The 21,487-nt window shown below is 60.1% G+C and carries 18 protein-coding genes; 9 read left to right on the top strand and 9 right to left on the bottom strand.

Annotated elements, in window-relative coordinates; translation table 11 throughout:
* Window positions 1–2: 2 nt before the first annotated feature.
* Complete coding sequence (gene aguB, locus TU81_RS16135; protein ID WP_038978521.1) at window positions 3–881, bottom strand: N-carbamoylputrescine amidase; 879 nt, start codon at window positions 879–881, stop codon at window positions 3–5.
* Window positions 882–1,184: 303 nt separating this feature from the next.
* Window positions 1,185–4,097: an aminotransferase gene (locus TU81_RS16130; protein ID WP_048396033.1), complete on the bottom strand. Its 2,913-nt coding sequence runs from the start codon at window positions 4,095–4,097 to the stop codon at window positions 1,185–1,187.
* Window positions 4,098–4,276: 179 nt separating this feature from the next.
* Here TU81_RS16130 and rfbC point away from each other — a divergent pair, with 179 nt between their 5' ends.
* The 4 genes from rfbC (at window position 4,277) to TU81_RS16110 (ending at window position 8,633) form a co-directional block, all read left to right on the top strand.
* The gene (rfbC, locus tag TU81_RS16125) at window positions 4,277–4,822 is read left to right on the top strand and encodes a dTDP-4-dehydrorhamnose 3,5-epimerase (RefSeq protein ID WP_038978519.1); all 546 of its coding nucleotides are present in this window, start codon (window positions 4,277–4,279) and stop codon (window positions 4,820–4,822) included.
* A 106-nt stretch (window positions 4,823–4,928) separates the two neighbouring features.
* The gene (locus TU81_RS16120; RefSeq protein WP_048396217.1) at window positions 4,929–6,746 is read left to right on the top strand and encodes a sensor histidine kinase; all 1,818 of its coding nucleotides are present in this window, start codon (window positions 4,929–4,931) and stop codon (window positions 6,744–6,746) included.
* Entirely contained in the window at window positions 6,743–8,137 is a 1,395-nt protein-coding gene (locus tag TU81_RS16115) for a sigma-54-dependent transcriptional regulator (protein ID WP_048396032.1), read from the top strand. The genes TU81_RS16120 and TU81_RS16115 overlap by 4 nt, the downstream gene beginning before the upstream one ends.
* 40 nt (window positions 8,138–8,177) lie before the next feature.
* Window positions 8,178–8,633 (top strand): thioesterase domain-containing protein, encoded by a 456-nt coding sequence (locus TU81_RS16110; protein ID WP_038978517.1) that lies wholly within the window; start codon window positions 8,178–8,180, stop codon window positions 8,631–8,633.
* Between the two features lie 119 nt (window positions 8,634–8,752).
* Here TU81_RS16110 and cysQ read toward each other — a convergent pair whose 3' ends face one another.
* Together cysQ and nudE are read right to left on the bottom strand one after the other, a co-directional pair.
* A complete protein-coding gene (cysQ, locus tag TU81_RS16105; protein WP_048396031.1) occupies window positions 8,753–9,586 on the bottom strand; it encodes a 3'(2'),5'-bisphosphate nucleotidase CysQ in 834 nt (277 codons plus the stop codon).
* Window positions 9,583–10,149 carry an ADP compounds hydrolase NudE gene (gene nudE / locus TU81_RS16100; protein WP_038978515.1) on the bottom strand — a complete coding sequence of 189 codons (567 nt, stop codon included), beginning with the start codon at window positions 10,147–10,149 and terminating at the stop codon, window positions 9,583–9,585. Before nudE ends, cysQ begins: the two co-directional genes overlap by 4 nt.
* Window positions 10,150–10,239: 90 nt before the next feature.
* On the opposite strand from nudE, the gene yrfG reads away from it, so the two are divergent.
* Window positions 10,240–10,902 carry a GMP/IMP nucleotidase gene (gene yrfG, locus TU81_RS16095; protein ID WP_038978514.1) on the top strand — a complete coding sequence of 221 codons (663 nt, stop codon included), beginning with the start codon at window positions 10,240–10,242 and terminating at the stop codon, window positions 10,900–10,902.
* A 111-nt stretch (window positions 10,903–11,013) separates the two neighbouring features.
* On the opposite strand, the gene lysM is transcribed toward yrfG, so the two are convergent.
* Complete coding sequence (lysM, locus tag TU81_RS16090; RefSeq protein ID WP_038978513.1) at window positions 11,014–11,454, bottom strand: peptidoglycan-binding protein LysM; 441 nt, start codon at window positions 11,452–11,454, stop codon at window positions 11,014–11,016.
* A gap of 137 nt (window positions 11,455–11,591) precedes the next feature.
* Here lysM and TU81_RS16085 point away from each other — a divergent pair, with 137 nt between their 5' ends.
* The 4 genes from TU81_RS16085 (at window position 11,592) to TU81_RS16070 (ending at window position 16,559) form a co-directional block, all read left to right on the top strand.
* On the top strand, window positions 11,592–12,479 hold the full coding sequence (locus TU81_RS16085) for a LysR family transcriptional regulator (protein WP_048396030.1): 888 nt from the start codon (window positions 11,592–11,594) through the stop codon (window positions 12,477–12,479).
* 94 nt (window positions 12,480–12,573) lie between these two features.
* The gene (gene fdhD, locus TU81_RS16080) at window positions 12,574–13,413 is read left to right on the top strand and encodes a formate dehydrogenase accessory sulfurtransferase FdhD (protein WP_038978511.1); all 840 of its coding nucleotides are present in this window, start codon (window positions 12,574–12,576) and stop codon (window positions 13,411–13,413) included.
* Entirely contained in the window at window positions 13,410–15,758 is a 2,349-nt protein-coding gene (locus tag TU81_RS16075) for an FdhF/YdeP family oxidoreductase (RefSeq protein WP_048396029.1), read from the top strand. Before fdhD ends, TU81_RS16075 begins: the two co-directional genes overlap by 4 nt.
* A gap of 315 nt (window positions 15,759–16,073) precedes the next feature.
* Window positions 16,074–16,559, top strand: coding sequence for a glycine zipper domain-containing protein (locus TU81_RS16070; RefSeq protein WP_048396028.1), 486 nt, complete (start codon window positions 16,074–16,076; stop codon window positions 16,557–16,559).
* Window positions 16,560–16,628: 69 nt separating this feature from the next.
* On the opposite strand, the gene TU81_RS16065 is transcribed toward TU81_RS16070, so the two are convergent.
* From TU81_RS16065 to TU81_RS16050, 4 genes are all read right to left on the bottom strand, one after another.
* A complete protein-coding gene (locus TU81_RS16065; RefSeq protein ID WP_390176092.1) occupies window positions 16,629–17,066 on the bottom strand; it encodes an acyl-CoA thioesterase in 438 nt (145 codons plus the stop codon).
* A gap of 113 nt (window positions 17,067–17,179) precedes the next feature.
* On the bottom strand, window positions 17,180–18,406 hold the full coding sequence (locus TU81_RS16060) for a 3-hydroxyacyl-CoA dehydrogenase (RefSeq protein WP_048396026.1): 1,227 nt from the start codon (window positions 18,404–18,406) through the stop codon (window positions 17,180–17,182).
* Between the two features lie 227 nt (window positions 18,407–18,633).
* Complete coding sequence (locus TU81_RS16055) at window positions 18,634–20,562, bottom strand: RecQ family ATP-dependent DNA helicase (protein ID WP_048396025.1); 1,929 nt, start codon at window positions 20,560–20,562, stop codon at window positions 18,634–18,636.
* A 263-nt stretch (window positions 20,563–20,825) separates the two neighbouring features.
* Window positions 20,826–21,329, bottom strand: coding sequence for a hypothetical protein (locus TU81_RS16050; protein WP_038978505.1), 504 nt, complete (start codon window positions 21,327–21,329; stop codon window positions 20,826–20,828).
* Window positions 21,330–21,487 lie beyond the last annotated feature (158 nt).

The following is a 21,487-nucleotide window of genomic DNA, read 5'->3' as shown; positions in this document are numbered from 1 at the left end:
GTTCAGGACTCCAGGGAACCGTCGAGGGTTTTGATCGCGCCGTACAGGTTCGGGCGACGGTCACGGAACGAGCCCCATGCGCTGCGGATGTGCTCCAGCTCATCGAGGTCGAAACTGTGAACCAGAATGCCTTCTTCTGTTTCGTTCAGCTCTTGGACTTTCTCGCCAAACTGGTTGGCAATGAACGACGAGCCGTAAAAGGTAATGTCGTAGCCGTCCTGCTCTTCGTTGCCGATGCGGTTGCTGGCAATCAGCGGCATCAGGTTGGCGCCGGCATGGCCCTGTTGCACGCGCTGCCAGTGGTCGCGGGACGAAATGGTCTTGTCGTGTGGCTCGCTGCCGATGGCAGTCGGGTAGAACAGGATTTCCGCGCCTTGCAGCGCCATGCTGCGGGCGCACTCAGGGAACCACTGATCCCAGCAGATGCCCACGCCGATTTTCGCGTAACGGGTGTTCCAGACTTTGAAGCCGGTATCGCCCGGGTTGAAGTAGTACTTTTCGTGGTAGCCAGGGCCGTCCGGGATGTGGCTTTTACGATAAATCCCGAGGTTGCTGCCGTCGGCATCGATGATTGCGATGCTGTTGAAACGTGCGCGGCCGGCCAGTTCGTAGAAGCTGATTGGCAAAACAACCTGCAGTTCTTTGGCGACTTTCTGGAAGTGCTTGATGGCGACGTTATCTTCAACGGTCGTGGCCAGCTGCAGGTAATCCGGGTTCGGTTTCTGGCAGAAGTACGGCGCCTCGAACAACTCCTGGATCAGGATGATTTGCGCGCCTTTCGCCGCAGCCTCACGGACCAGCTTCTCAGCGATCTCGATGTTGGCTTCAAGGTCCCAGGAACAGGCCATCTGGGTAGCGGCGACGGTAACGATACGGCTCATGAATCATCTCCTGGGCAAGTGCTTGAGGTCGAGGGTGGCATCGACCGATGACAGAAAGAGGCAGCACCGGGCGTGGTTCATCCACACCTTGGGCAATGGCGACTTTATAGCCGATAAAAATCGGCTTTTAAAGGGATAAACACTCAATCCGTAAAAAACTACTCACTTAACCCAGATAATAATCGAATTTAAATACAATCCCTGTGGGAGCGAGCTTGCTCGCGATGAGGCCAGACCAGCCAACATTGATGTTGAATGTAAGACCGATATCGCGAGCAAGCTCGCTCCCACAGGGGCCTCTGTTTACAGCCCTTCTTCGAGAACCTTCGACAGCATGTCGACAAAGAAATCCACGCTTTGACGCGACGTAACCATCGGCGGCTTGATCTTGAGAATGTTCAAGTAATCGCCAGTCGGCTGCATGAAGATCCCCAACTCACGAAGGCGATTGCACAACGCCGTGGTTTCTTCAGTCGCGGGCTCCAGGGTTTCTCGATTGCGGATCAACTCCACGCCCAGATAGAAACCAGAACCATGCACCGCCCCCACCAACGGATGCCGGTCGATCAACGCTTCAAGACGCTCCTTGAAATACCCGCCCACAACCTGGGCGTTTTCCCAAAGTTTTTCTTCTTCCATCACATCCAGCACTGCCATGCCGATCCGGCAACTGACCGGGCTGCCACCGGCCGACGAGAAGAAGTAGCCCTCCGCCTCCAGAGCTTCGGCAATTTCCCGACGGGTAATGACTGCGCCCAACGGCTGGCCGTTACCCATGCCTTTGGCCATGGTGATGATGTCCGGCACCACGCCCTGTTCTTCGAAGCCCCAGAAGAATTTGCCCATGCGGCCGTAACCGACCTGTACCTCATCGGCGATGCATACCCCGCCCTGAGCGCGGACCAGCGCATAGACCTGCTTCAAATAGCCCGGCGGCAGTGAAATACCGCCGGCATTGCCATACACCGGCTCGCAGATGAAGCCGGCCAATTGGCGCTTTTGCTCGGCGATTTTCGCCAAGTTGTGCTCTACGCTGCGCACGTAGTCCGGTGCGCTGTCGACGCCACGAAATTCACCGCGATAGGTATTCGGCGCAGTCACCGGATGCACCCAGTCCGGACGGCTGCTCAAGGCCTTGGGGTTGTCGGCAATCGAAGTCGAGACCGCATCCGCCGCCACCGACCAGCCGTGATAGGCCTCCAGCACACTGAGCATGTCGCGACCGCCGCTATAAGCCCAAGCCAGGCGAATCGCCAGGTCATTGGCCTCGGTACCGCTGTTGACCAGAAATACGCGATCCATGTTGTCCGGTGCCAGCTTCAGCAAACGCTCGGAAAACTCGGCAATCGCCGCGTAGTGAAAACGCGAGTTGGTGTTGAGCAACGACCACTGCCGGCTGGCAACGGCAGCCATCCGCGGATGGCCATGCCCCAGGACCGCGACGTTGTTGAGCATGTCGAGGTAAGAACGGCCCTGCATGTCGATCAGGTGATTGCGCCAGCCTCGCTCGATGCGCGGCGGGTCGACGTAATAGTACTTCTGGGAGCGAGCGAAACTCGCGTCACGGCGGGCCAGTAATGTCTGCGGGTCGAGTTCTTCTTCTGCATCACAGGCCAGGCCCAGCAACACGGCAGGTGACGGACACAGTGCCTGCCAGGCTGCCGCACGCGAAGGTGTGCAAAACAACGGCGCGTCTAGCTGAGCGCTTCGGCACAACTGCACGATCAACGGCCCGCTGACCGAGCCCAGCACCTGGCCTTTGACCAGCACCGCGCTACTGCGTACCGATGGGGCCACACCCCACAATCGGACGCTGAGCTCTGGACCGTCCAGTTGCAGCAGGTTCTCCCCTTCGATATGGATAACCCCGGCAAACGGCGCTTCGACCGCCGTGCCGTCGGGCACTCGCAATGCAACGTGTAACGGGAAAGTATCCGGTTCGCTGGCACAGTCCGGCCGAGTGCGGGAAAGACGATACTGGCCATATCGACTGGCCGCCAGACCGTGAGCCGAGGCGGCTTCCGTCAACAAACGCAGATCGATCCCTTGCTGCTCCCAGTTACCCGCGTCGAAATGCGGACTGAGCACACCCAGATCGATCAGCGCAAATTCACGCCCCACCAGACTCGGCAACAATGGCGCGAAGTTTTCACTGCCGATGCTCGGCAGGCTTTGAACGACGGCGGTAAGAATCGCCGCCTCCATCAATTCCAACGGCACCGACGTGGCCACACGGAAAATTTCCCACTCATGGGTCAGGTTGTCACGACTGTACTCATTGCCCGGATCGATGCTGACCTGCTGTTCGCCACTCAGCACCAGCACCGCCGAGCGCGCAACGATCAGCGGCCAGAGCGCCAGCAACTCTTCATGCTGTAACGGATTGACCGCGTGGTAAGCCCGAACCGCCGGCAAAATGTAGAACGGGTCGCCCTCGGCATGGTGCAGCAGCGCCGCGCAGGTCACCGACAGATCAGTGATCCGCCAGGTTCGGACCAGGTCGCCGAAATCGATGACGCCCTGCAACTGCCATTGCCGCTGCGAATCCCTCTGCCAGACCACGTTGTCGTCGGTGATATCCATATGAATCGCCTGCACCGCCAGCTTATCCACCAGCGGCTGCAAATGACGCTCGGCTTGTTCGGCCGCTTCAGCAATCAACGCTCGTTGCCGCTCATCCTTGATCACCGGCAGCAAATGCGCGATCAACGCGTTAGCGTGGCGGGCGTCCCATTGAAGGGTGCGCTCAAGCCCCGGATGATCGAAACCGGCCAGCGTCAGGTCCATTTCGCCGCAGAGCCGACCGAAACCGGCAACCACTGAATGATCTAGATGATCAAGGTGCGTCAGGGACTGACCTTCGATGTAATCGAGCAGGCGCACGTGCACCGCCTGGCCCCCAACCTCAAGGGAGAGCAGGTCGGCGCCGTTTTTAGCAGGGATAACTCGTGGCACCTGCACGCCTGGATGTTCAGCCAGATGCTTGAGCCCTGCGTGCTGAGCTTGTAGCTCCAGCGTCGAATAATCGCCACGGCAGATTTTCAGGACGAAACGCCCCTGACCACTGTCGACCCGGTAATTGAGATCCTGCTGGCTCCCAAGCGCCTGCAACCGCCCGCTCAGACCGTAATGCTCTTCCAGCAGCTCAAGCGCTTGCGCCGCAGACACCTGCGGGCTGGGCAGACTGGCGCGGTGAATCAAAGTGGCGAGCGGCATACAACGACCCCTGAAATTTTATTAGGCGCTTATATCGCCACTGCTTGGGGCGATACGCAACCCCCTTCCTGGTTGGCGCGAATCAAATGCCCGCGCAACTCTCTTCACCACACCACTCGCACCAACCACCACTTTGCGTGAGAATGCCGGCCATCACGCCTATAGCTGGAGAAACACCCATGAACGTAGTCACCACCGACCTGCCCGGTGTTCTGATCATCGAACCCAAGGTAATTGGTGACGAGCGCGGTTTCTTCTATGAGAGCTTCAACGCCAAGGCTTTCGAAGAGGCAACCGGCCTGAACACCCGGTTCGTTCAGGACAACCATTCCCGCTCGCAAAAAGGTGTACTGCGCGGCTTGCATTACCAGCTGGAGAACACTCAGGGCAAACTGGTCCGCGTCACCGCTGGTGAAGTGCTGGACGTGGCGGTGGACATTCGCCGCAGCTCGCCGCATTTCGGTAAATGGGTGGCGGTGCGCCTGTCCGCCGACAACCATCGCCAATTATGGGTACCGGAAGGTTTTGCCCATGGTTTCGTGGTGTTGAGCGATTTCGCCGAGTTCCTCTACAAAACCACCGACTACTACACCCCGTCGGCCGAGCGCAGCATTCGCTGGGACGATCCGGACCTGGGCATCGACTGGCAGCTGGACGAAGCACCGAAACTGTCCGCCAAGGATCAGTCCGCCGCGTTCTTCAAGGACGCTGAAGTCTTTTCCTGAATTTCTGTGTGAATTTTCACCGCCAGCGCGCACTTGATCCCAGGTGCGCAGACTGCGCCCGCAAGCCTAGGCATAATGCATCTGTACCCCCAGGCGCTTGATGCTCATGACTCCGACCCTCCCCCGCAGACCCCGCAGACCCCGCTGGCGCAGCCTGGCGCTGCTCGCGTTGTGCCTGGCGCCCTTGCTGTGGCCGCTGGAGCATCTGGCCGAGCGTTACTACCGCAGCGAACTGGCCGGGCAGAACCGTCAGACCCTCGACCTCTACGTCGCCAACCTGCTGGGCACCCTGCATCGGTATGAAGTGTTGCCGCAGATTCTCGGCGAGCTGCCCGCACTGCGCACGACGTTGGCCGCGCCCGACGAGGGCGTGATTCAGGGCAATGCCAATCGCCTGCTGAAAAACATCAGTGCCCAGACCGGCGCCGAAGTCATGTACCTGATGGACACCACGGGCAAGACGCTGGCGGCCTCCAATTGGGACAAACACGACAGCTTCGTTGGCCGCAATTTCGCTTTCCGTCCTTATTTCAGCGAGGCCATGGCCGGGCGTTTGGGGCGCTTCTTCGGCCTGGGCACGACCTCGGCCAAGCGCGGTTACTTCTTTGCGGCGGCGATACGTGATCGCGAAAAAATCATCGGCGTACTGGTGGTCAAGGTCGACCTCGACCACACCGAAAGCCTCTGGGGCAAAACCCCGGAACAACTGTTGGTGACTGACCACAATGGCGTGGTCATCCTCACGTCGCGGCCAGAGTGGCGTTTCCGCTCGACCCGCCCATTGAGCGACGCAGAGCGCGAGGCCATCACCGCGATTCAACCCTACCCGACCCGCGATCCCAAGCCGTTGAATCTCGACGCCAACGCCTGGCTGACCCAAACCCGGCAGATCGAAGAAACCGGCTGGAGCGTCAGTATCCTTGCGCCGCGTACCCTGATCGACCGCCCGGTACGCACGGTCGTGGCCATCGGCGGCGCAACGCTGCTGGTATTGATGCTGCTGCTCGGCCTGATGATGCAACGCCGGCGCCATTACCTGGAGCGGATCGCCTTCGAAGCCAAGGCCCGCCATGAACTGGAAGGCCGGGTCGCCGAACGGACCAGCGACCTCGAAGGCCTCAACCGTCGACTGAAGCAGGAAGTGCTGGAGCGCGAACATGCCCAGCAGGAGCTGGTGCGCGCTCAGGATGACCTGGTGCAGGCCGGCAAGCTCTCGGCGCTGGGGACGATGTCGGCGAGCATCAGCCATGAACTCAACCAACCGTTGGCGGCAATTCGCAGCTACGCGGAAAACGCCGAAGTGCTGCTCGATCATCAGCGCACCGAGGATGCTCGCGGCAACCTCAAGCTGATCAGCGAATTGACCGGGCGCATGGCCTCGATCATCGCCCACCTGCGCGCCTTCGCCAGGCGTGATCGCCACGCCCCGGAAAGCGTGGCCCTGCAACCGGCACTGGACGACGCGCTGGCGTTACTGGCCAAGCGTAGGCGCAGCATGGAGGTCGAGCTGATCCGTGACCTGCCGGCCGCCACTCTGTGGGTCGAGGCCGGGGAAACCCGTCTGCGCCAGGTACTCGGCAATCTGCTGGCCAATGCCCTCGATGCCCTGACGGAAAAAGGCCCGCCGCGTAAACTCTGGTTGAGTGCCGAATCCACCACCGACGGCGTCAATCTGTACATTCGCGACAACGGCCCCGGGTTCTGCCTGGAAGCGCTGGGTCGTGCCGGCGAACCCTTTTACACCACCAAGACCCGCACTCAGGGGCTTGGGTTGGGGCTGGCGATCTGCGACACCCTGATGCGCGCCTTCGGTGGTGAACTGTCGTTCTCCAACCACAAGGAAGGGGGCGCCCTGATTACCCTGAAACTGCGCGCAGGCGCACCGGGCGTGAGCCTGCAACCGTCCGAGGACCGAAGTGCATGACCATCGACAACCGCATCCAGGTCGTGTTGATCGACGACGATCCCCACCTGCGTCAGGCCCTGAGCCAGACCCTGGACCTGGCCGGCCTGAAGATCCTGCCGCTCGCTGAAGCCAAAGGTCTGGCCGGGCAACTGGAGCGCGACTGGCCGGGCGTGGTGGTCAGCGACATCCGCATGCCGGGCATGGACGGCCTCGAACTGCTGACCGAACTCCACGCCCAGGACCCGGAGCTGCCGGTGCTGCTGATCACCGGCCACGGCGATGTGCCGCTGGCGGTACAAGCCATGCGCGCCGGGGCCTATGACTTTCTGGAAAAACCTTTCGCCAGCGACTCCCTGCTCGACAGCGTGCGTCGTGCCCTGGATCTGCGTCGGCTGGTGCTGGACAACCGCAGCCTGCGTCTGGCCCTGAGCGATCGCAACGAACTCAGCGCTCGACTGGTCGGGCAATCAGCGCCGATGCTGCGCCTGCGTGAGCAGATTGGCGCACTGGCGGCGACCAAGGCCGACGTGCTGATCCTCGGCGAAACAGGTGCGGGCAAGGAAGTGGTGGCGCGCGCGCTGCACGACCTGTCGAGTCGGCGTAACGGTCCATTCGTGGCGATCAACGCCGGGGCCCTGGCCGAGTCGGTGGTGGAAAGCGAGCTGTTCGGTCACGAGCCCGGCGCCTTCACCGGTGCGCAGAAGCGCCGCATCGGCAAGTTCGAATTCGCCAACGGCGGCACGTTGTTCCTTGATGAAATCGAAAGCATGAGCCTGGATGTGCAGGTGAAACTGCTGCGTTTGCTGCAAGAGCGGGTGGTCGAGCGCTTGGGCGGCAACCAGCTGATCCCGCTGGACATTCGCATCATCGCCGCGACCAAGGAAGACCTGCGTCAATCCGCCGATCAGGGGCGCTTTCGTGCCGACTTGTATTACCGCCTGAACGTCGCGCCGCTGCGCATTCCGCCGCTGCGCGAACGGGGCGAAGATGTGCTGATGCTGTTCCAGCATTTCGCCGACGAAGCCAGCACCCGCCACGGATTGCCGCCTCACGAATTGCAACCGGGGCACCGGGCGCTGCTGCTACGTCACACCTGGCCAGGCAATGTGCGTGAACTGCAGAACGCCGCCGAACGCTTTGCCCTGGGCCTTGAACTGGCGCTGGACAACAACACGCCGGAAGGCGGCGTCGGCACCACGGTTGAAGTGGTCAGCGGCGGTCTGAGCGAGCAAGTGGAGAACTTCGAGAAGAGCCTGATTGCCGCCGAACTGACGCGCTCGCACAGTTCCGTGCGCAGCCTCGCCGAAGCGCTCGGGGTTCCGCGCAAAACCTTGCACGACAAACTGCGCAAGCATGGTCTGAACTTCGCCGACGCCGGCACCAGCAGCCCTACCGACGACCTTGATTGAGCTACCGTAAAATCATCCCCTTCAAACAAAAGGCCCGCGAATGAACCGCGACAGTCGTCACCTGGAATCGATCCTCCATTCCGACATCCCCCTCACGCGGAAGATGGGCCTCAAAGTGCTCGACTGGCACGACCAACAACTGCGCCTGCACCTGCCTCTGGAGGCCAACGTCAATCACAAGAGCACCATGTTCGGTGGCAGCCTGTATTGCGGCGCGGTGTTGGCCGGCTGGGGCTGGTTGCATTTGCGTTTGCACGAAGCAGGCATTGAAGACGGGCACATCGTGATTCAGGAAGGGCAGATCAGCTACCCGCTGCCGGTCACCATGGACGCGACGGCGATTTGCCAGGCACCGAGTGCGGCCGTGTGGAAGAAATTTTTGGCGATGTATGAGCGATATGGGCGGGCGCGGCTGACGCTGCATTCGCGGATCGTGAATACCGGGAGTGAAGAGGATGCGGTGAAGTTTACCGGGCAGTACGTCCTTCACCGGTAAAGCAAAAGATCGCAGCCTCGTTTCACTCGACAGCTCCTACACAGCTCCTGCAGGGGGCGCGTTTCGCTGTAGGAGCTGTCGAGTGAAACGAGGCTGCGATCTTTTGATCTTTTTGATCTTCAACCCCGAGCCAACGCCAACAACTTCTCCCGCCACGCCGCCTTAGCCGGTAGCGCCAGAAAGAATCCATTCAACAACGACTCCCGCGCCGGATAACAGAACGGCTCACCATTCAAATCCAACACCTCACCGCCCGCACCTTCCAGCACACCTTGCGCAGCCGCCGTGTCCCACTGCGAAGTCGGCGCCAACCGCGGATAACAATCCGCCGCCCCTTCCGCCAGCAGGCAAAACTTCAACGAACTGCCGATATTCGCCAGTTGCAGTTCACCCAGGCTGTCGCTCAACCCCGCGAGTAACCGTTCCTGCTCAGGGCTCGAATGCCGGCGACTGGCGACCACCGTGAACACTTCACCCGCAGCCGGAACCTCGCGAACCTGAATCGGCAACGGCTCGGCGCCTTTATCGCCACGCCAGGCACCCAACCCGGCACCGCCGACATAAAAGCGCCCGTTGGTCGGCATCGACACCACGCCAAACACCACACGCCCCTGCTCGATCAGCGCAATGTTGACGGTGAACTCTTCGCTGCCGGAAATGAACTCCTTGGTCCCGTCCAACGGATCGACCAGCCACCAGCGCTGCCAGCCAGCGCGCACGCTCTGGGGGATATTGGCGTCCTCTTCGGACAGCACCGGAATGCTCGGATCCAGCGCCGTCAGCCCGGCCAGAATCAGATGATGAGCGGCCATGTCGGCGGCGGTGACCGGGGAATCATCGGACTTTGCAGTCACGGCAACGTTGACGCGCCAGAACGGCAGGATCGCCTCGCCAGCCTTCAAAGCCAGTTCAACGACCGGCGCCATCAACGGATGGGGAAAATTCAGGTTCACGGCAAAAACACCCCACGTTGAGTCAGTAAGTCACGGGCCAGATACAGCGCCGCCAAGGCACGGCCCTCAGTGAATCGCGGGTTCTGCGCCAGGGCAGACAATTCACGCAGGTTGATCTTGTCCACCCCCATCGGCTCGGGCTCGTCACCCTCCAGGCGTTCCTCGTACAGGTCGGTGGCCAGCACCACCTGGATCTTCTGGCTCATGTAGCCGGGTGACAACGACAACTCGGTCAGATGTTCCAGCTGCCGCGCGCCATACCCGGCCTCCTCCATGAGCTCCCGCTCGGCCGCCGCCAACACGTCTTCGCCCGGCTCGATCAAGCCTTTGGGCAGGGACAGTTCATAGGCATCAGTGCCGCCGCAGTATTCTTCCACCAACACCGCGTGGTCCGCGTCGAGCATCGCCACGATCATCACCGCGCCATGACCGGTGCCTTTGCCGACCAGACGCTCGTAAGTACGCTCCACGCCATTGGAAAAGCGCAACTTCAGCTCTTCGACACAGAACAAACGGCTGGTGGCGACGATCTCGCGGGCGAGTACGGTGGGTTTCTGGCGCATGGGAGGCTCCTTGGCGTGAACGCGTTACTATACCCGGCCTATCCTGATTGTTTACCTCGGATATCTTTTTTACCGCTGGAGAAGTTTTTTATGTCCCTGCTGCCCTGGCGCGACATCGATACCGTTTTGCTGGACATGGACGGCACGTTGCTGGACCTGCACTACGACAACCATTTCTGGATGGAGCACCTGCCCCAGCGTTATGCCGAGCTGCATGGGGTGAGCCGGGCCATGGCGGAACTGGAATTGCAGCCGCTGTTCGAACGCAATGCCGGTCAGTTGCAGTGGTACTGCCTGGACTTCTGGAGCACCGAGCTGAAGCTGTCGGTGCGCGAACTGAAACTGGAAACCGCGCACCTGATCGCCCTGCGCCCGGATGCGGACACTTTTCTGGCGGCGATCAAACGGGCCGGTAAACGCGTGGTATTGATCACCAACGCCCACCGCGACTCGCTGTCATTGAAGCTGGAACGAATTGAACTGGCGCCGTATTTCGAGCGGTTGATCAGCTCTCACGATTACGGTTTCCCCAAGGAAAACCCGCAGTTCTGGGATGCCTTGCAGGCCGACATCGGCTTCGACCCGACGCGCAGTCTGTTTATCGACGATACGTTGCCGATTCTGCGCAGTGCGCGCAATTTTGGCGTGGCGCATCTGCTGGCCGTGAGCGAGCCGGACAGCCGCAAAGGGCCGAAGGACACGGCCGAGTTTGCGGCGGTGGGGGATTATAGAGACCTTATCGCAGGGCTATGATCCCCTGTAGGAGCTGCCGAAGGCTGCGATCTTTTGATCTTGATCTTCGGCAGCTTCAATATTGCCAAGATCAAAAGATCGCAGCCTTCGGCAGCTCCTACGGGCCTCACATTATTCGGGAATCCGCAACACTTGCCCCGGATAGATCTTGTCCGGGTGCGAAAGCATTGGCTTGTTGGCCTCGAAGATTTTGTTGTACTTGTTTGCGTCGCCGTATTCAGCCTTGGAAATCGCGCTGAGGGTGTCACCCTTTTTAACGGTGACGAAGCGCGCCGCCTGAGCAACCGGCCCAGTCACAGTGATCTGGTCATCCACGCTGCCAACACCGGCAATATTGCCCACAGCCAACAGAATCTTTTCCTTCTCTTCCTGACTCGCCACTTCACCGGTGACGATGACTTTGTCGCCCTCGATGGTCGCCTGAACATTCGGATTACCCAGGCCGACCTTGCTGATGTGTTCCTTCAGTTGCTCGCTGGCATTCGCATTGCCAGGTGTCAGCAGATCGATAAGTTTTTCGCCTGCTTCTTTCACAAAGCTAAAAATACTCATGGTGCACTCTCCTTGGGGTTTAGGTTCCAGACGCCAAAGACTAGACCAGCCTTGCGAAGCCCGGCTCCCAGCCGACCAATGACCCAACCCCGCGCAGGCGGTAGAATCGCAAACCTTGCCCACGCCCTGGAGCGAAGATGGACATCAAGCAGCTCAAATTCCTCATCGCTCTCGACGAAACCCGGCACTTCGGCCAGGCCGCCGCGCGTTGCCACATCACCCAACCGACCCTGTCCATGCGTCTGCGCAGCCTCGAAGAAGAACTCGAACTGCCGCTGGTCAACCGCGGCCAGCGCTTCGAAGGTTTTACCGCGCCGGGCGAGCGTGTGCTGGCGTGGGCGCGCACGGTGCTGGCGGCTTACGACGGTTTGCAGGCCGAGGCGGCAGCCTGTCGCGGCAACCTCGTGGGTACGTTGCGTCTGGGCGTGGTGCCGCTGTCGAGTTTCGACCCGGTACCGCTGATGCAGCGCCTGCACGCCGAGCACCCGAACCTGCGCTTCGAACTCTCGGCCCTGAGTTCCGAGCAGATCCTCGAACAGCTGGCGAACAATCGCCTCGATCTCGGCGTGTCCTACCTGGAACGCCTGGACGGTGAGCGTTTCGACTCCCTGGCCTTCAGCGAAACCCGTATGGGATTGCTTTACGACCAGCGTTTCTTCAGTTTCGGCGACGCACCCTTAAGCTGGAAATCGTTGATTGAACTGCCGCTGGGCATGCTCACCAGCGGCATGCATTTTCGCCAGTCCATCGACCATAACTTCCACAGTCGTGGCTTGGCCCCCCAACCGTTGCTGCAAACCGATTCAGTCCACCAATTGTTACAAGCAGTACACGGCGGTCTGTGTTGTGCCGTGATGCCGCTGGATGGTGGTCTCGAAAATCTCACCGATCACTTGCGCCTCCAACCCATCGAGAGTGCCCAGACCCTCGCCCGGCTGGGGCTGATCATGCGTCGCAGTGCTCCACGTTCGGCGCTCGCAGAAGCCTGTTTCGCGATCTATCAACAATCACTGACAGACTCTTGATCGACCCCATCTATCGGCAGATCAGTAATAGCAATTAGACGCGACAAGTTGACACGCCTAGGCTTAAAGCTGACCAAACCGTCGGTGATGCCTAATGAACGCCAAGCGCCCTGCCCGCGCGGCGCCTGCCGTTGAAACGCCCGCGACCGCCGCAAGCCAGACATACAGTTACTGCAACCTTGAATACACCGAGTCGGCCAGCACCGCGCTGGCCGAAGAAGTCGCATTGGCGATCGCCTATAACGGCATTAGCCAGGCGGTCATGCTGGTGACGCCAACGGACCTTGAAGACTTCATCGTCGGCTTCAGCCTCGGCAGCGGCATCATCGAAGACGCTTCAGATATCTACGACCTGCAACTCAGTGGCACAGGTTCGGCGCAATACGCGCAAGTGACCATCGCCAATCGCGCCTTCTGGAACCTCAAGCAGCAGCGTCGGCAACTGGCCGGCACCAGCGGTTGCGGGCTCTGTGGCGTGGAAGCGGTAGAGCAAGCGCTGCCCGAACTCAAAGTATTGCCCGGCGCTCCACTCCCCCCGGCCGAATGGCTGGACGGCCTGCGCCAGCGCATCGGCGAATTCCAGCCGCTGGGCCAACATTGCGGCGCGGTGCATGCGGCGGTGTTCATGAACGGCAATGGCGAATTGCTGCTGGGGCGTGAAGATATCGGTCGACACAACGCTCTCGACAAGCTGATCGGCGGGTTGATCCGCCAGAAGATTCCGACCACTGGCGGCCTGGCGATTGTCACCAGCCGTTGCAGTCTTGAATTGATCCAGAAAGTTTTACGCGCCGGCATCCAGACCCTGGTCAGCCTGTCGTCGCCCACGAGCCTTGCCGTGCAATGGGCCCGTCGTCACAACCTCAACCTCATCCACCTGCCGCAGAAAAATGCACCACGGGTCTACAGCCCAGCGTTGGAGAATCAAGCGTGAGTCAACACCGTCAAGCCGACCAGAAACCCGTCCCCCGCTACAAGCCCTACAAAGGCCCAGCCGGTGGCTGGGGCGCGCTGATCAGCGTCGCCCAGGCCTGGTTGACCAGCGATAACGCGCTGAAAAACCTCCGCATAATGCTCAAGACCAACCAGAACGGCGGCTTCGACTGCCCCGGTTGCGCCTGGGGCGATTCTCCGGAAAAAGGCATGGTGATGTTCTGCGAGAACGGCGCCAAAGCGGTGAACTGGGAAGCGACCAAACGGCGTGTCGACGGCGCGTTCTTCGCCAAACACAGCGTCAGCTCGCTGCTGGAGCAGAGCGACTACTGGCTTGAGTATCAAGGCCGATTGACCGAGCCGATGAGCTATGACGCCGAGACCGATCGCTACAAACCCATCAGCTGGGAAGACGCCTTCGCGCTGATCGGTAAACATTTGCAAGGCCTGTCGAGCCCGGATCAAGCTGAGTTCTATACTTCGGGCCGCGCCAGCAACGAAGCGGCGTACCTCTATCAGCTGTTCGTGCGAGCCTTCGGCACCAACAACTTTCCCGACTGCTCGAACATGTGTCACGAGGCCAGCGGTGTGGCTTTGGCGCAAAGTGTCGGCGTTGGCAAAGGCACCGTGACCTTCGATGATTTCGAACACGCCGATGCGATTTTCGTCTGGGGCCAGAACCCCGGCACCAACCACCCGCGGATGCTTGAGCCCCTGCGCGAAGCGGTGAAACGTGGCGCTCAGGTGGTGTGCGTCAACCCGCTGAAAGAACGCGGCCTGGAACGCTTTCAGCATCCGCAGCATCCGCTGGAAATGCTCACCAACGGCGACAAGCCGACCAACACGGCGTACTTCCGTCCGGCACTGGGCGGCGACATGGCGGTGCTGCGCGGCATGGCGAAATTTTTGCTGCAATGGGAGCGCGACGCGCAGAAGTCAGGTGCCCCGGCGGTGTTCGATCACGACTTCCTCAATGAACATGCGATCAACGTGCTGGAATACATGGGCGTCATCGACGACACCCCATGGGAGCAGATCGTCGAGCAGTCCGGCCTGACGCTGTTGGAGATCGAGCAAGCGGCGCGCATGTACGCCAAAGGCAAGAGCGTGATCATGTGCTGGGCCATGGGCATTACCCAGCATCGTCATTCGGTGCCGACCATCCAGGAAATCGCCAACCTGATGCTGCTGCGCGGCAACATCGGTCGGCCGGGCGCCGGTCTGTGCCCGGTACGTGGCCACAGCAATGTGCAAGGCGACCGGACGATGGGCATCAACGAACGTCCGCCGGTGGCGTTCCTCGATTCTCTGGAGCGCCGCTTCCAATTCAAAGTGCCGCGTGAAAACGGCCACAACGTGGTCGAGGCGATTCACGCCATGGCCGACGGCCGCTCAAAAGTCTTCATCGGCCTGGGCGGCAACTTCGCCCAAGCCACCCCGGACAGCCCACGGACCTTCCAGGCCTTGAGCAACTGCGACCTGACCGTGCAGATCAGCACCAAGCTCAACCGCAGCCATTTAGCCCATGGTAAAGACGCGCTGATCCTGCCGTGCCTCGGCCGTACCGACATCGACATCCAGACCGAAGGCGCCCAAGCGGTGACCGTGGAAGACTCGTTCAGCATGGTCCACGCCTCCAACGGTCAGCTGCAGCCGCTGTCGAACCAGATGCGCTCGGAGCCTGCAATCATCGCCGGCATCGCCGCCGCGACCCTGGGCAGCAAACCGGTGGACTGGAACTGGCTGGTGGCCGATTACAGCCGCATCCGCGATCTGATTGCCGACACCATCCCGGGCTTCCGGGACTTCAACGAGAAAATCCAGAACCCGGGTGGTTTCTACCTGGGCAACAGCGCCGGCGCACGTCGCTGGAATACCCCGTCGGGGCGGGCCAATTTCCGTCCGAACATTCTGCCCAAAGACCTGGTGCACGAACGCACCCGCGCCACCGGGGTATTGCCGGACCTGATCATGCAGTCGATGCGCTCCCACGATCAGTACAACACCACCATTTATGGTCTTGATGACCGTTATCGCGGGGTGAAAGGTCAGCGGGATGTGTTGTTCGTCAATGAGGCCGACATCATTCGCCTGGGCTTCAAACCGGGGCAGAAGGCTGACATCGTTTCGATCTGGGATGATGGCCGTGAGCGCCGGGTGAAGGGCTTCACGCTGCTGGCGTTTGATATTCCTGCCGGGCAAGCGGCCGCTTACTATCCGGAAGTGAACCCACTGGTGCCGCTGGAAAGCACCGGGGATGGCAGCCATACGCCGACGTCGAAGTTTGTGGCGATTCGGTTGGAGGCGGCGAGTGAGACTGGGTTGATCATGGCCAAGTCGGCCTGATCAAGATCAAAAGATCGCAGCCTTCGGCAGCTCCTACAGGATTGCGCACGACTGCGCTTTTGTAGGAGCTGCCGAAGGCTGCGATCTTTTAGCGATGTTGCTGACGCGACAACTATCAAACGCCCACAAAAAAGGCCGTTTCTGTACAGAAACGGCCTTTGCGAAGTAGTTAAAGACCGGCGAAAAACACTTAAGTTCCACCCAAAAAACAGTAACTTATAGAATTGTGCTCAAGTCGTGTTACTCGTCGGATTTCGGTTGTCACAACCATGACTCAGCCTCAGGATCGCGCCGTCATCCCCTTGAGGTTCCTCTATGAAGTTCTCCTCGATTCTCTTGTTGTCCCTTGGCCTGGTCAGTGGCTTCGCTTCTGCAGGCGGCACCACCGAAGCAGGTGTGGGCGGCGCATTGGGCGGGGTTCTTGGCTCGGTCGTCGGTCAATCGCTAGGCGGCAGTACAGGTTCAACCATTGGCGCGGCCCTGGGCGGTGCGGGTGGTAGCGCAGTCGGCGCAGACAAACGCAGCCGTGGCGAAGCCGCCATTGGCGGTGCGTTGGGCGCAGCAGGCGGTAACGTGGTCGGCCGCAGCATGGGCGGCACCACGGGCAGCCTGATCGGCTCCGCAGCAGGCGGCGGCGCCGGTGGCGCGCTGGGTAACTACATGGGCAACAAGAGCGATGACGATGATGATCGTCGTTCCTATCGTCGTGGTCATGATGATCGTCGCTACTACCGTGACGGCCACCCGGGTCGCGGCCATGCCTATGGTCATCGCAAGCATAAACATCGCTATCGCGACTGAGGCTTGAATCGCCCCGTTTACCGGTAGATCAAAAAATCGCAGCCCTCGGGCTGCGATTTTTTTTGCCCCTCAAACCACCAGGCGCTCCAACGCCCCGCGCAATCCGGCAGGAATCGCCACTGGTTGATTCGACGCCCGATCCACAAACACGTGCACGAACCGCCCCGCCGCACAGGCTTCATCTTCGCCTGTCTTGAACACCGCCAATTCGTATTGCACCGAGCTGTTACCCAATTTGCCGACCCGCAGGCCGACCTCGATCCGGTCCGGGAAAGCGATAGAGGCAAAGTAGTCGCAGGCCGAACTGACCACAAAACCCACCACTTCGCCGTCATGGATATCCAGGCCGCCGATTTCGATCAGGTAGGTGTTCACCGCCGTGTCGAAAAAACTGTAGTAGGTGACGTTGTTGACGTGACCGTAGGCGTCATTGTCGTGCCAGCGGGTGGTGATGGGCTGGAAGTGGGGGTAGTCGGTGCGTTGGGGCATCGGAGCGGGTCCTTTCATGATCGTTCCCACGCTCTGCGTGGGAATGCAGCCCGTGACGCTCTGCGTCACATTCAGGAGCGGACGCAGAGCGTCCATCGAGGCGTTCCCACGCAGCGTGGGAATGATCAGTATCACATGCCGGCAAACCCTTTACCCTGCGCCGCCAGCTCACCAATCAACCGCGCCGGCGCCCAGTGATCGCCCTGCTTGGTTTCAAGCTGCAACAACCGCAGATGAATATCTTCCAACCCTTGCTGATCTGCCCAGGCCATCGGCCCGCCCTTCTCCGCCGGGAAGCCATAACCGTTGAGGTAGACCAGATCAATGTCGTGCGCCGACGTCGCAATACCTTCCTGAAGAATCTTCGCCCCTTCGTTGACCAGCGCCAGCAAGCAACGCTCCAGAACCTCTTCAGGGCCGATCTGGCGACGCTGGAACCCCAACCCTTCGCTGACTTCCAGCACCAGCGCATCGACCTCCAGATCGTGCTCAGCCTGGCGACTGCCCGGTTCGTAGTGGTAATACCCGTCGCCACTCTTCTGACCGAAACGCCCCAGCTCGCACAAGCGATTGTCCACTTGAACCTCCGGCGCATCCTGACCTTTGCCAGCCAGCTCCCGAGCACGCCACTCCAGGTCGATGCCAACCACGTCGTACATGCGAAACGGCCCCATGGCGAAACCAAAACCTTGCAGCGCCGCATCCACCTGATAAGGCAAAGCGCCCTCCAGCAGCATCTTGCGCGCTTCGAGCACGTACGGATGCAGCATGCGGTTGCCAATGAAGCCATGGCAGTTGCCCGACACCACGCTGACCTTGCCCATGCGCTTGCCCAGCACCAGCGCCGCATCAAGCACCGCCGGCGCCGTCTGGGCGCCGCGCACAATTTCCAGCAATTTCATGATGTGCGCCGGGCTGAAGAAATGCAGGCCCAGGACCTGCTGCGGACGGCGAGTGGCAGCAGCAATCGCGTCAATGTCCAGTGCCGAGGTATTGCTGGCCAGAATCGCTTCAGGTTTCATCAAGCCATCAAGTTCGCGGAAGATCTTCTGCTTCAACTCGAGGTTTTCGTAGACTGCTTCGATGACCAGATCGACATCGCGGATCGCTGCGTAATCAGCAGCCGCCGTCACCTGTGCAATGCGCGCATTCGCCTCGGCCTGATCGATCCGTCCCTGACGCACGTTGTGGGCGTAAGTATCTGCCACGCTGATCAGCGCCTGCTCAAGCATCTGCGGATTGTTATCGACCCATTGCACTGGCACCCCGGCGTTGGCCAGGCACATGACAATGCCACGGCCCATGGTGCCCGCGCCGATCACGGCGGCGCGCTGAATATCGAACGGTGTCTGGCTCATGGTTGTTCTCTTGTTAGCGATCCAAAGACAGTCCTCACCATAGTCAGGCGCCGGGCTTTTTTGAAATTTATTCCTGTGATGAGCGACATTCAGGGGATGGATGTACTTTCAAAAACACCAACTCCCCCGTAGGAGCTGCCGAAGGCTGCGATCTTTTGATCTTGATTTTCGGCATGTTCAATTCCGCAAAAAAATCAAAAGATCGCAGCCTTCGGCAGCTCCTACAGTTAGAGGTGCGCCTCGGTCCACGTCCGCACGTCGCCATACGGATAATCCTCCAACGCCGCAAACCCGGGAATCGACCGCGCCTTGAGCTTGGTAAACAGCGGCACGCTGATCCCGCACAGAAATCTTGTTACGCGTTCAGCTGACGGGACGTTGCCCGTGTGCTGCTCGTGCCTGTGGATAAAATCACCACACAGCGCCTCGAAATTTTTATCCACAAGCGCTGGCAATTCCGGTGGTGCTGGCAGCCGCGCCACCTGACCGTGACACACGGAACAATGCCCACACTGCTTCGGTGCGTTTTCGTCGCCGAAGTATTCCGCTAGGCGATAGCCCAGGCAGTGGTCAGTGGCAAACAGATCCAGCATGGCGTGAATCCGTGCGATCTCGGTGCGCTCGTGTTGGGTGAAGTAGGCGTGCAATTCAGCGCTCAGGTTTGAGGGATCAAAGTTCGCTTGCTGCAGGCTGTAGACCTCAGTCATCTGCTTGCTTTCGACCTCGACCCAGCCCTTTTCCTGGAAGTAATCCAGCGCCTTGACCACCCGACTGCGCTCGGCGGAATACTGCTCATACAGCGCATCGAAATTCACCGTGGCCCAGGTCCGTGCGCGGCTGGAGGTCTGGATGATCGCCGAGACGAAGTCCTTTCTCTCACCTTCAAATCGGGCAAGCAATGCTTCGGGCTCCTGCAAATACTTGAAGCGGTATTCGGCGTAATAGGCATAACGCGGTGCGATTATTCCGCGCAACTCCAGTTGTACCAGCAAGGTCTTGAGCGGCAACTGGCGAATGTTGCTCTGATCGGCCAGCGGCCCCAGCAGAAACTCCCACTGCCCCTCGGGCACAGCGGCTTGCAACTCCTCGAGCACGCAACGAATGCCGTCCCGTTCCGGCGTGTCGCCGTAGACGAAGTTCTCCAGCACGTTGAGGCTGTCGCGGTTGGCCAGCACCAGGCAATCGGATGGCTGCCCGTCACGCCCGGCGCGGCCGATCTCCTGGCTGTAGTTTTCGATGGATTTAGGCAGATCGAAATGCACCACGTTGCGAATATCGCTTTTGTCGATGCCCATGCCGAAGGCAATGGTGGCAACGATGCAATTGGATTGCCCGCCCATGAACCGTTTCTGTATCCCTTCCCGCTGCTCATGGGGTAAACCGGCGTGATAGGCCTCGGCCTGGATGCCGTTGCGTCCCAGATGTTCGGCGATGTGCTCGGCGGTTTTCTGCAGGGTCACGTAGACGATGCTCGGCTGACCGGGACGCTGGCTCATCCACTCGACAAGGCGTCGGCGCTTGTCCTGGCCGCGTACTGGTTCCACCAACAGATTGAGGTTGGGCCGGTAAAAACCGGTGGTCACCACATCCTCGGGGGCGATGGCGAATTTGGCCTCCATGTCGGCGATCACCTTGGGTGTCGCGGTAGCGGTCAGCAGCAAGGCCTGAGGGATGTTGAACTGGCGCTGGTAGTCCGGCAGCTTGAGGTAGTCGGGGCGGAAGTTGTGACCCCATTCAGAGATGCAGTGGGCCTCGTCCACCACCAGTAGCGAGATCGGCACCTGCTGCAAAAAATGGCGGAAGCGCTCGTTTTTCAGACGCTCCACGGAAATCATCAGAATCTTCAACTCGCCAGACTTGGCCCGGGCCATCACATCGCTGGCGTCATCGCGGCTCTGGGCCGAATCGATGCTGCCCGCCGCAATGCCGTGGCGCTGCAAAAACGCTAACTGATCCTGCATCAGCGCCAACAGGGGCGAGACAACCAACGTCAGGTGCGGCAGCAACAAGGCCGGTAATTGATAGCAAAGAGACTTGCCCGAACCGGTAGGGAAAATCGCCGCCGCCGAACGCCCGGCCAACACCGCACTGACCGCCGCCTCCTGGCCGGGCCGAAACTGTGGATAACCGAAAACCTGTTCCAGGGTGTTGTGCATAAGCTGTCACTCCGTTGACCGCTGCGAAGCCCAAAGCCTAGCCGGCGAACGCAGCGAGTCGAGAAAAGGTCGGGGGCAAAAACGATACGGGATGATACAGCGGATAGAACCAGGGCATGGTAAGGCTTAAGGAAAGCGGCGTCTGTCAGATCGCTTTCGCGAGCAAGCCCGCTCCCACATTAGACCGAGTCGCCAAGCAAGAACTCGGTCAACTGTGGGAGCGCGAAGAGGCCAGCACAATCACCACAAAACTATCAGCGAACTCAGGGCACCAACACCGCCACCCGCAGTTGTTCATCCAACGCCTGCTCATGAAACACCTGGCTCTTGCTCGCCCAAACTGCATAAGCCGGGCTGATTTCGCCAGTGAACGCCGCCGCCAACTGACGCAAATCCGCGACACTTCGCACACGGGGGCAAAAGGGTTCACCGTCGCAGTTCTGACTGGCGTTGCGGTAGGTGAGCAGCAGCCGATCCCACAACCCCTCACGCACTTGCCTGACCGACTTGAGCTTCACAGCCTGCACACCCAGTCGCTGTTTCAGACCCTGTTCATCCAGCGCTTCGCTGGCCAACAGCGCCTTGCCCACCATCAACACCTCGGCGCGGGACGCAGTGTCGACGTCTGCCTGAGTGGTCAGCGCCTGTGGCCAACCGTTACGGTCCATGTTGGCGAGAACCAGCGAATGAGCGACGTCAGCAGCGCCCGCCATCCGACAAACACCAGCCCACAACAACAAAATCGAGGCCATACGCAGCCATTGCATACCTAATTCCCTTTAAGAGTCGACTCAGACGCTTCGAAACGTCCTACAAATTCTGGCGCGCACCATGCAGAGCTTTGATGCGCTAAGCCTGACAGGCCCGTAGGAATATCGACCTCTAAGGGAAAAGCTTAAAAAATAGTTGGCGTGTGCGTAGGCAA

The sequence above is a fragment of the Pseudomonas lini genome, assembly GCF_001042905.1.
GTDB classification, from domain to species: domain Bacteria; phylum Pseudomonadota; class Gammaproteobacteria; order Pseudomonadales; family Pseudomonadaceae; genus Aquipseudomonas; species Aquipseudomonas lini.
This window is presented reverse-complemented; position numbering and strand designations above follow the sequence as displayed.

Excerpts from the sequence above, each read along its gene's own strand:
- lysM (WP_038978513.1), bottom strand. The coding sequence starts at position 11,454 with ATGAGTATTTTTAGCTTTGTGAAAGAAGCAGGCGAAAAACTTATCGAT.
- nudE (WP_038978515.1), bottom strand. The coding sequence starts at position 10,149 with ATGCGCCAGAAACCCACCGTACTCGCCCGCGAGATCGTCGCCACCAGC.
- TU81_RS16070 (WP_048396028.1), top strand. The coding sequence starts at position 16,074 with ATGAAGTTCTCCTCGATTCTCTTGTTGTCCCTTGGCCTGGTCAGTGGC.
- TU81_RS16060 (WP_048396026.1), bottom strand. The coding sequence starts at position 18,406 with ATGAGCCAGACACCGTTCGATATTCAGCGCGCCGCCGTGATCGGCGCG.
- fdhD (WP_038978511.1), top strand. The coding sequence starts at position 12,574 with ATGAACGCCAAGCGCCCTGCCCGCGCGGCGCCTGCCGTTGAAACGCCC.
- TU81_RS16130 (WP_048396033.1), bottom strand. The coding sequence starts at position 4,097 with ATGCCGCTCGCCACTTTGATTCACCGCGCCAGTCTGCCCAGCCCGCAG.
- TU81_RS16055 (WP_048396025.1), bottom strand. The coding sequence starts at position 20,562 with ATGCACAACACCCTGGAACAGGTTTTCGGTTATCCACAGTTTCGGCCC.
- TU81_RS16050 (WP_038978505.1), bottom strand. The coding sequence starts at position 21,329 with ATGCAATGGCTGCGTATGGCCTCGATTTTGTTGTTGTGGGCTGGTGTT.
- yrfG (WP_038978514.1), top strand. The coding sequence starts at position 10,240 with ATGTCCCTGCTGCCCTGGCGCGACATCGATACCGTTTTGCTGGACATG.
- TU81_RS16110 (WP_038978517.1), top strand. The coding sequence starts at position 8,178 with ATGAACCGCGACAGTCGTCACCTGGAATCGATCCTCCATTCCGACATC.
- rfbC (WP_038978519.1), top strand. The coding sequence starts at position 4,277 with ATGAACGTAGTCACCACCGACCTGCCCGGTGTTCTGATCATCGAACCC.
- aguB (WP_038978521.1), bottom strand. The coding sequence starts at position 881 with ATGAGCCGTATCGTTACCGTCGCCGCTACCCAGATGGCCTGTTCCTGG.
- TU81_RS16065 (WP_390176092.1), bottom strand. The coding sequence starts at position 17,066 with ATGAAAGGACCCGCTCCGATGCCCCAACGCACCGACTACCCCCACTTC.
- TU81_RS16120 (WP_048396217.1), top strand. The coding sequence starts at position 4,929 with ATGACTCCGACCCTCCCCCGCAGACCCCGCAGACCCCGCTGGCGCAGC.
- TU81_RS16115 (WP_048396032.1), top strand. The coding sequence starts at position 6,743 with ATGACCATCGACAACCGCATCCAGGTCGTGTTGATCGACGACGATCCC.
- TU81_RS16085 (WP_048396030.1), top strand. The coding sequence starts at position 11,592 with ATGGACATCAAGCAGCTCAAATTCCTCATCGCTCTCGACGAAACCCGG.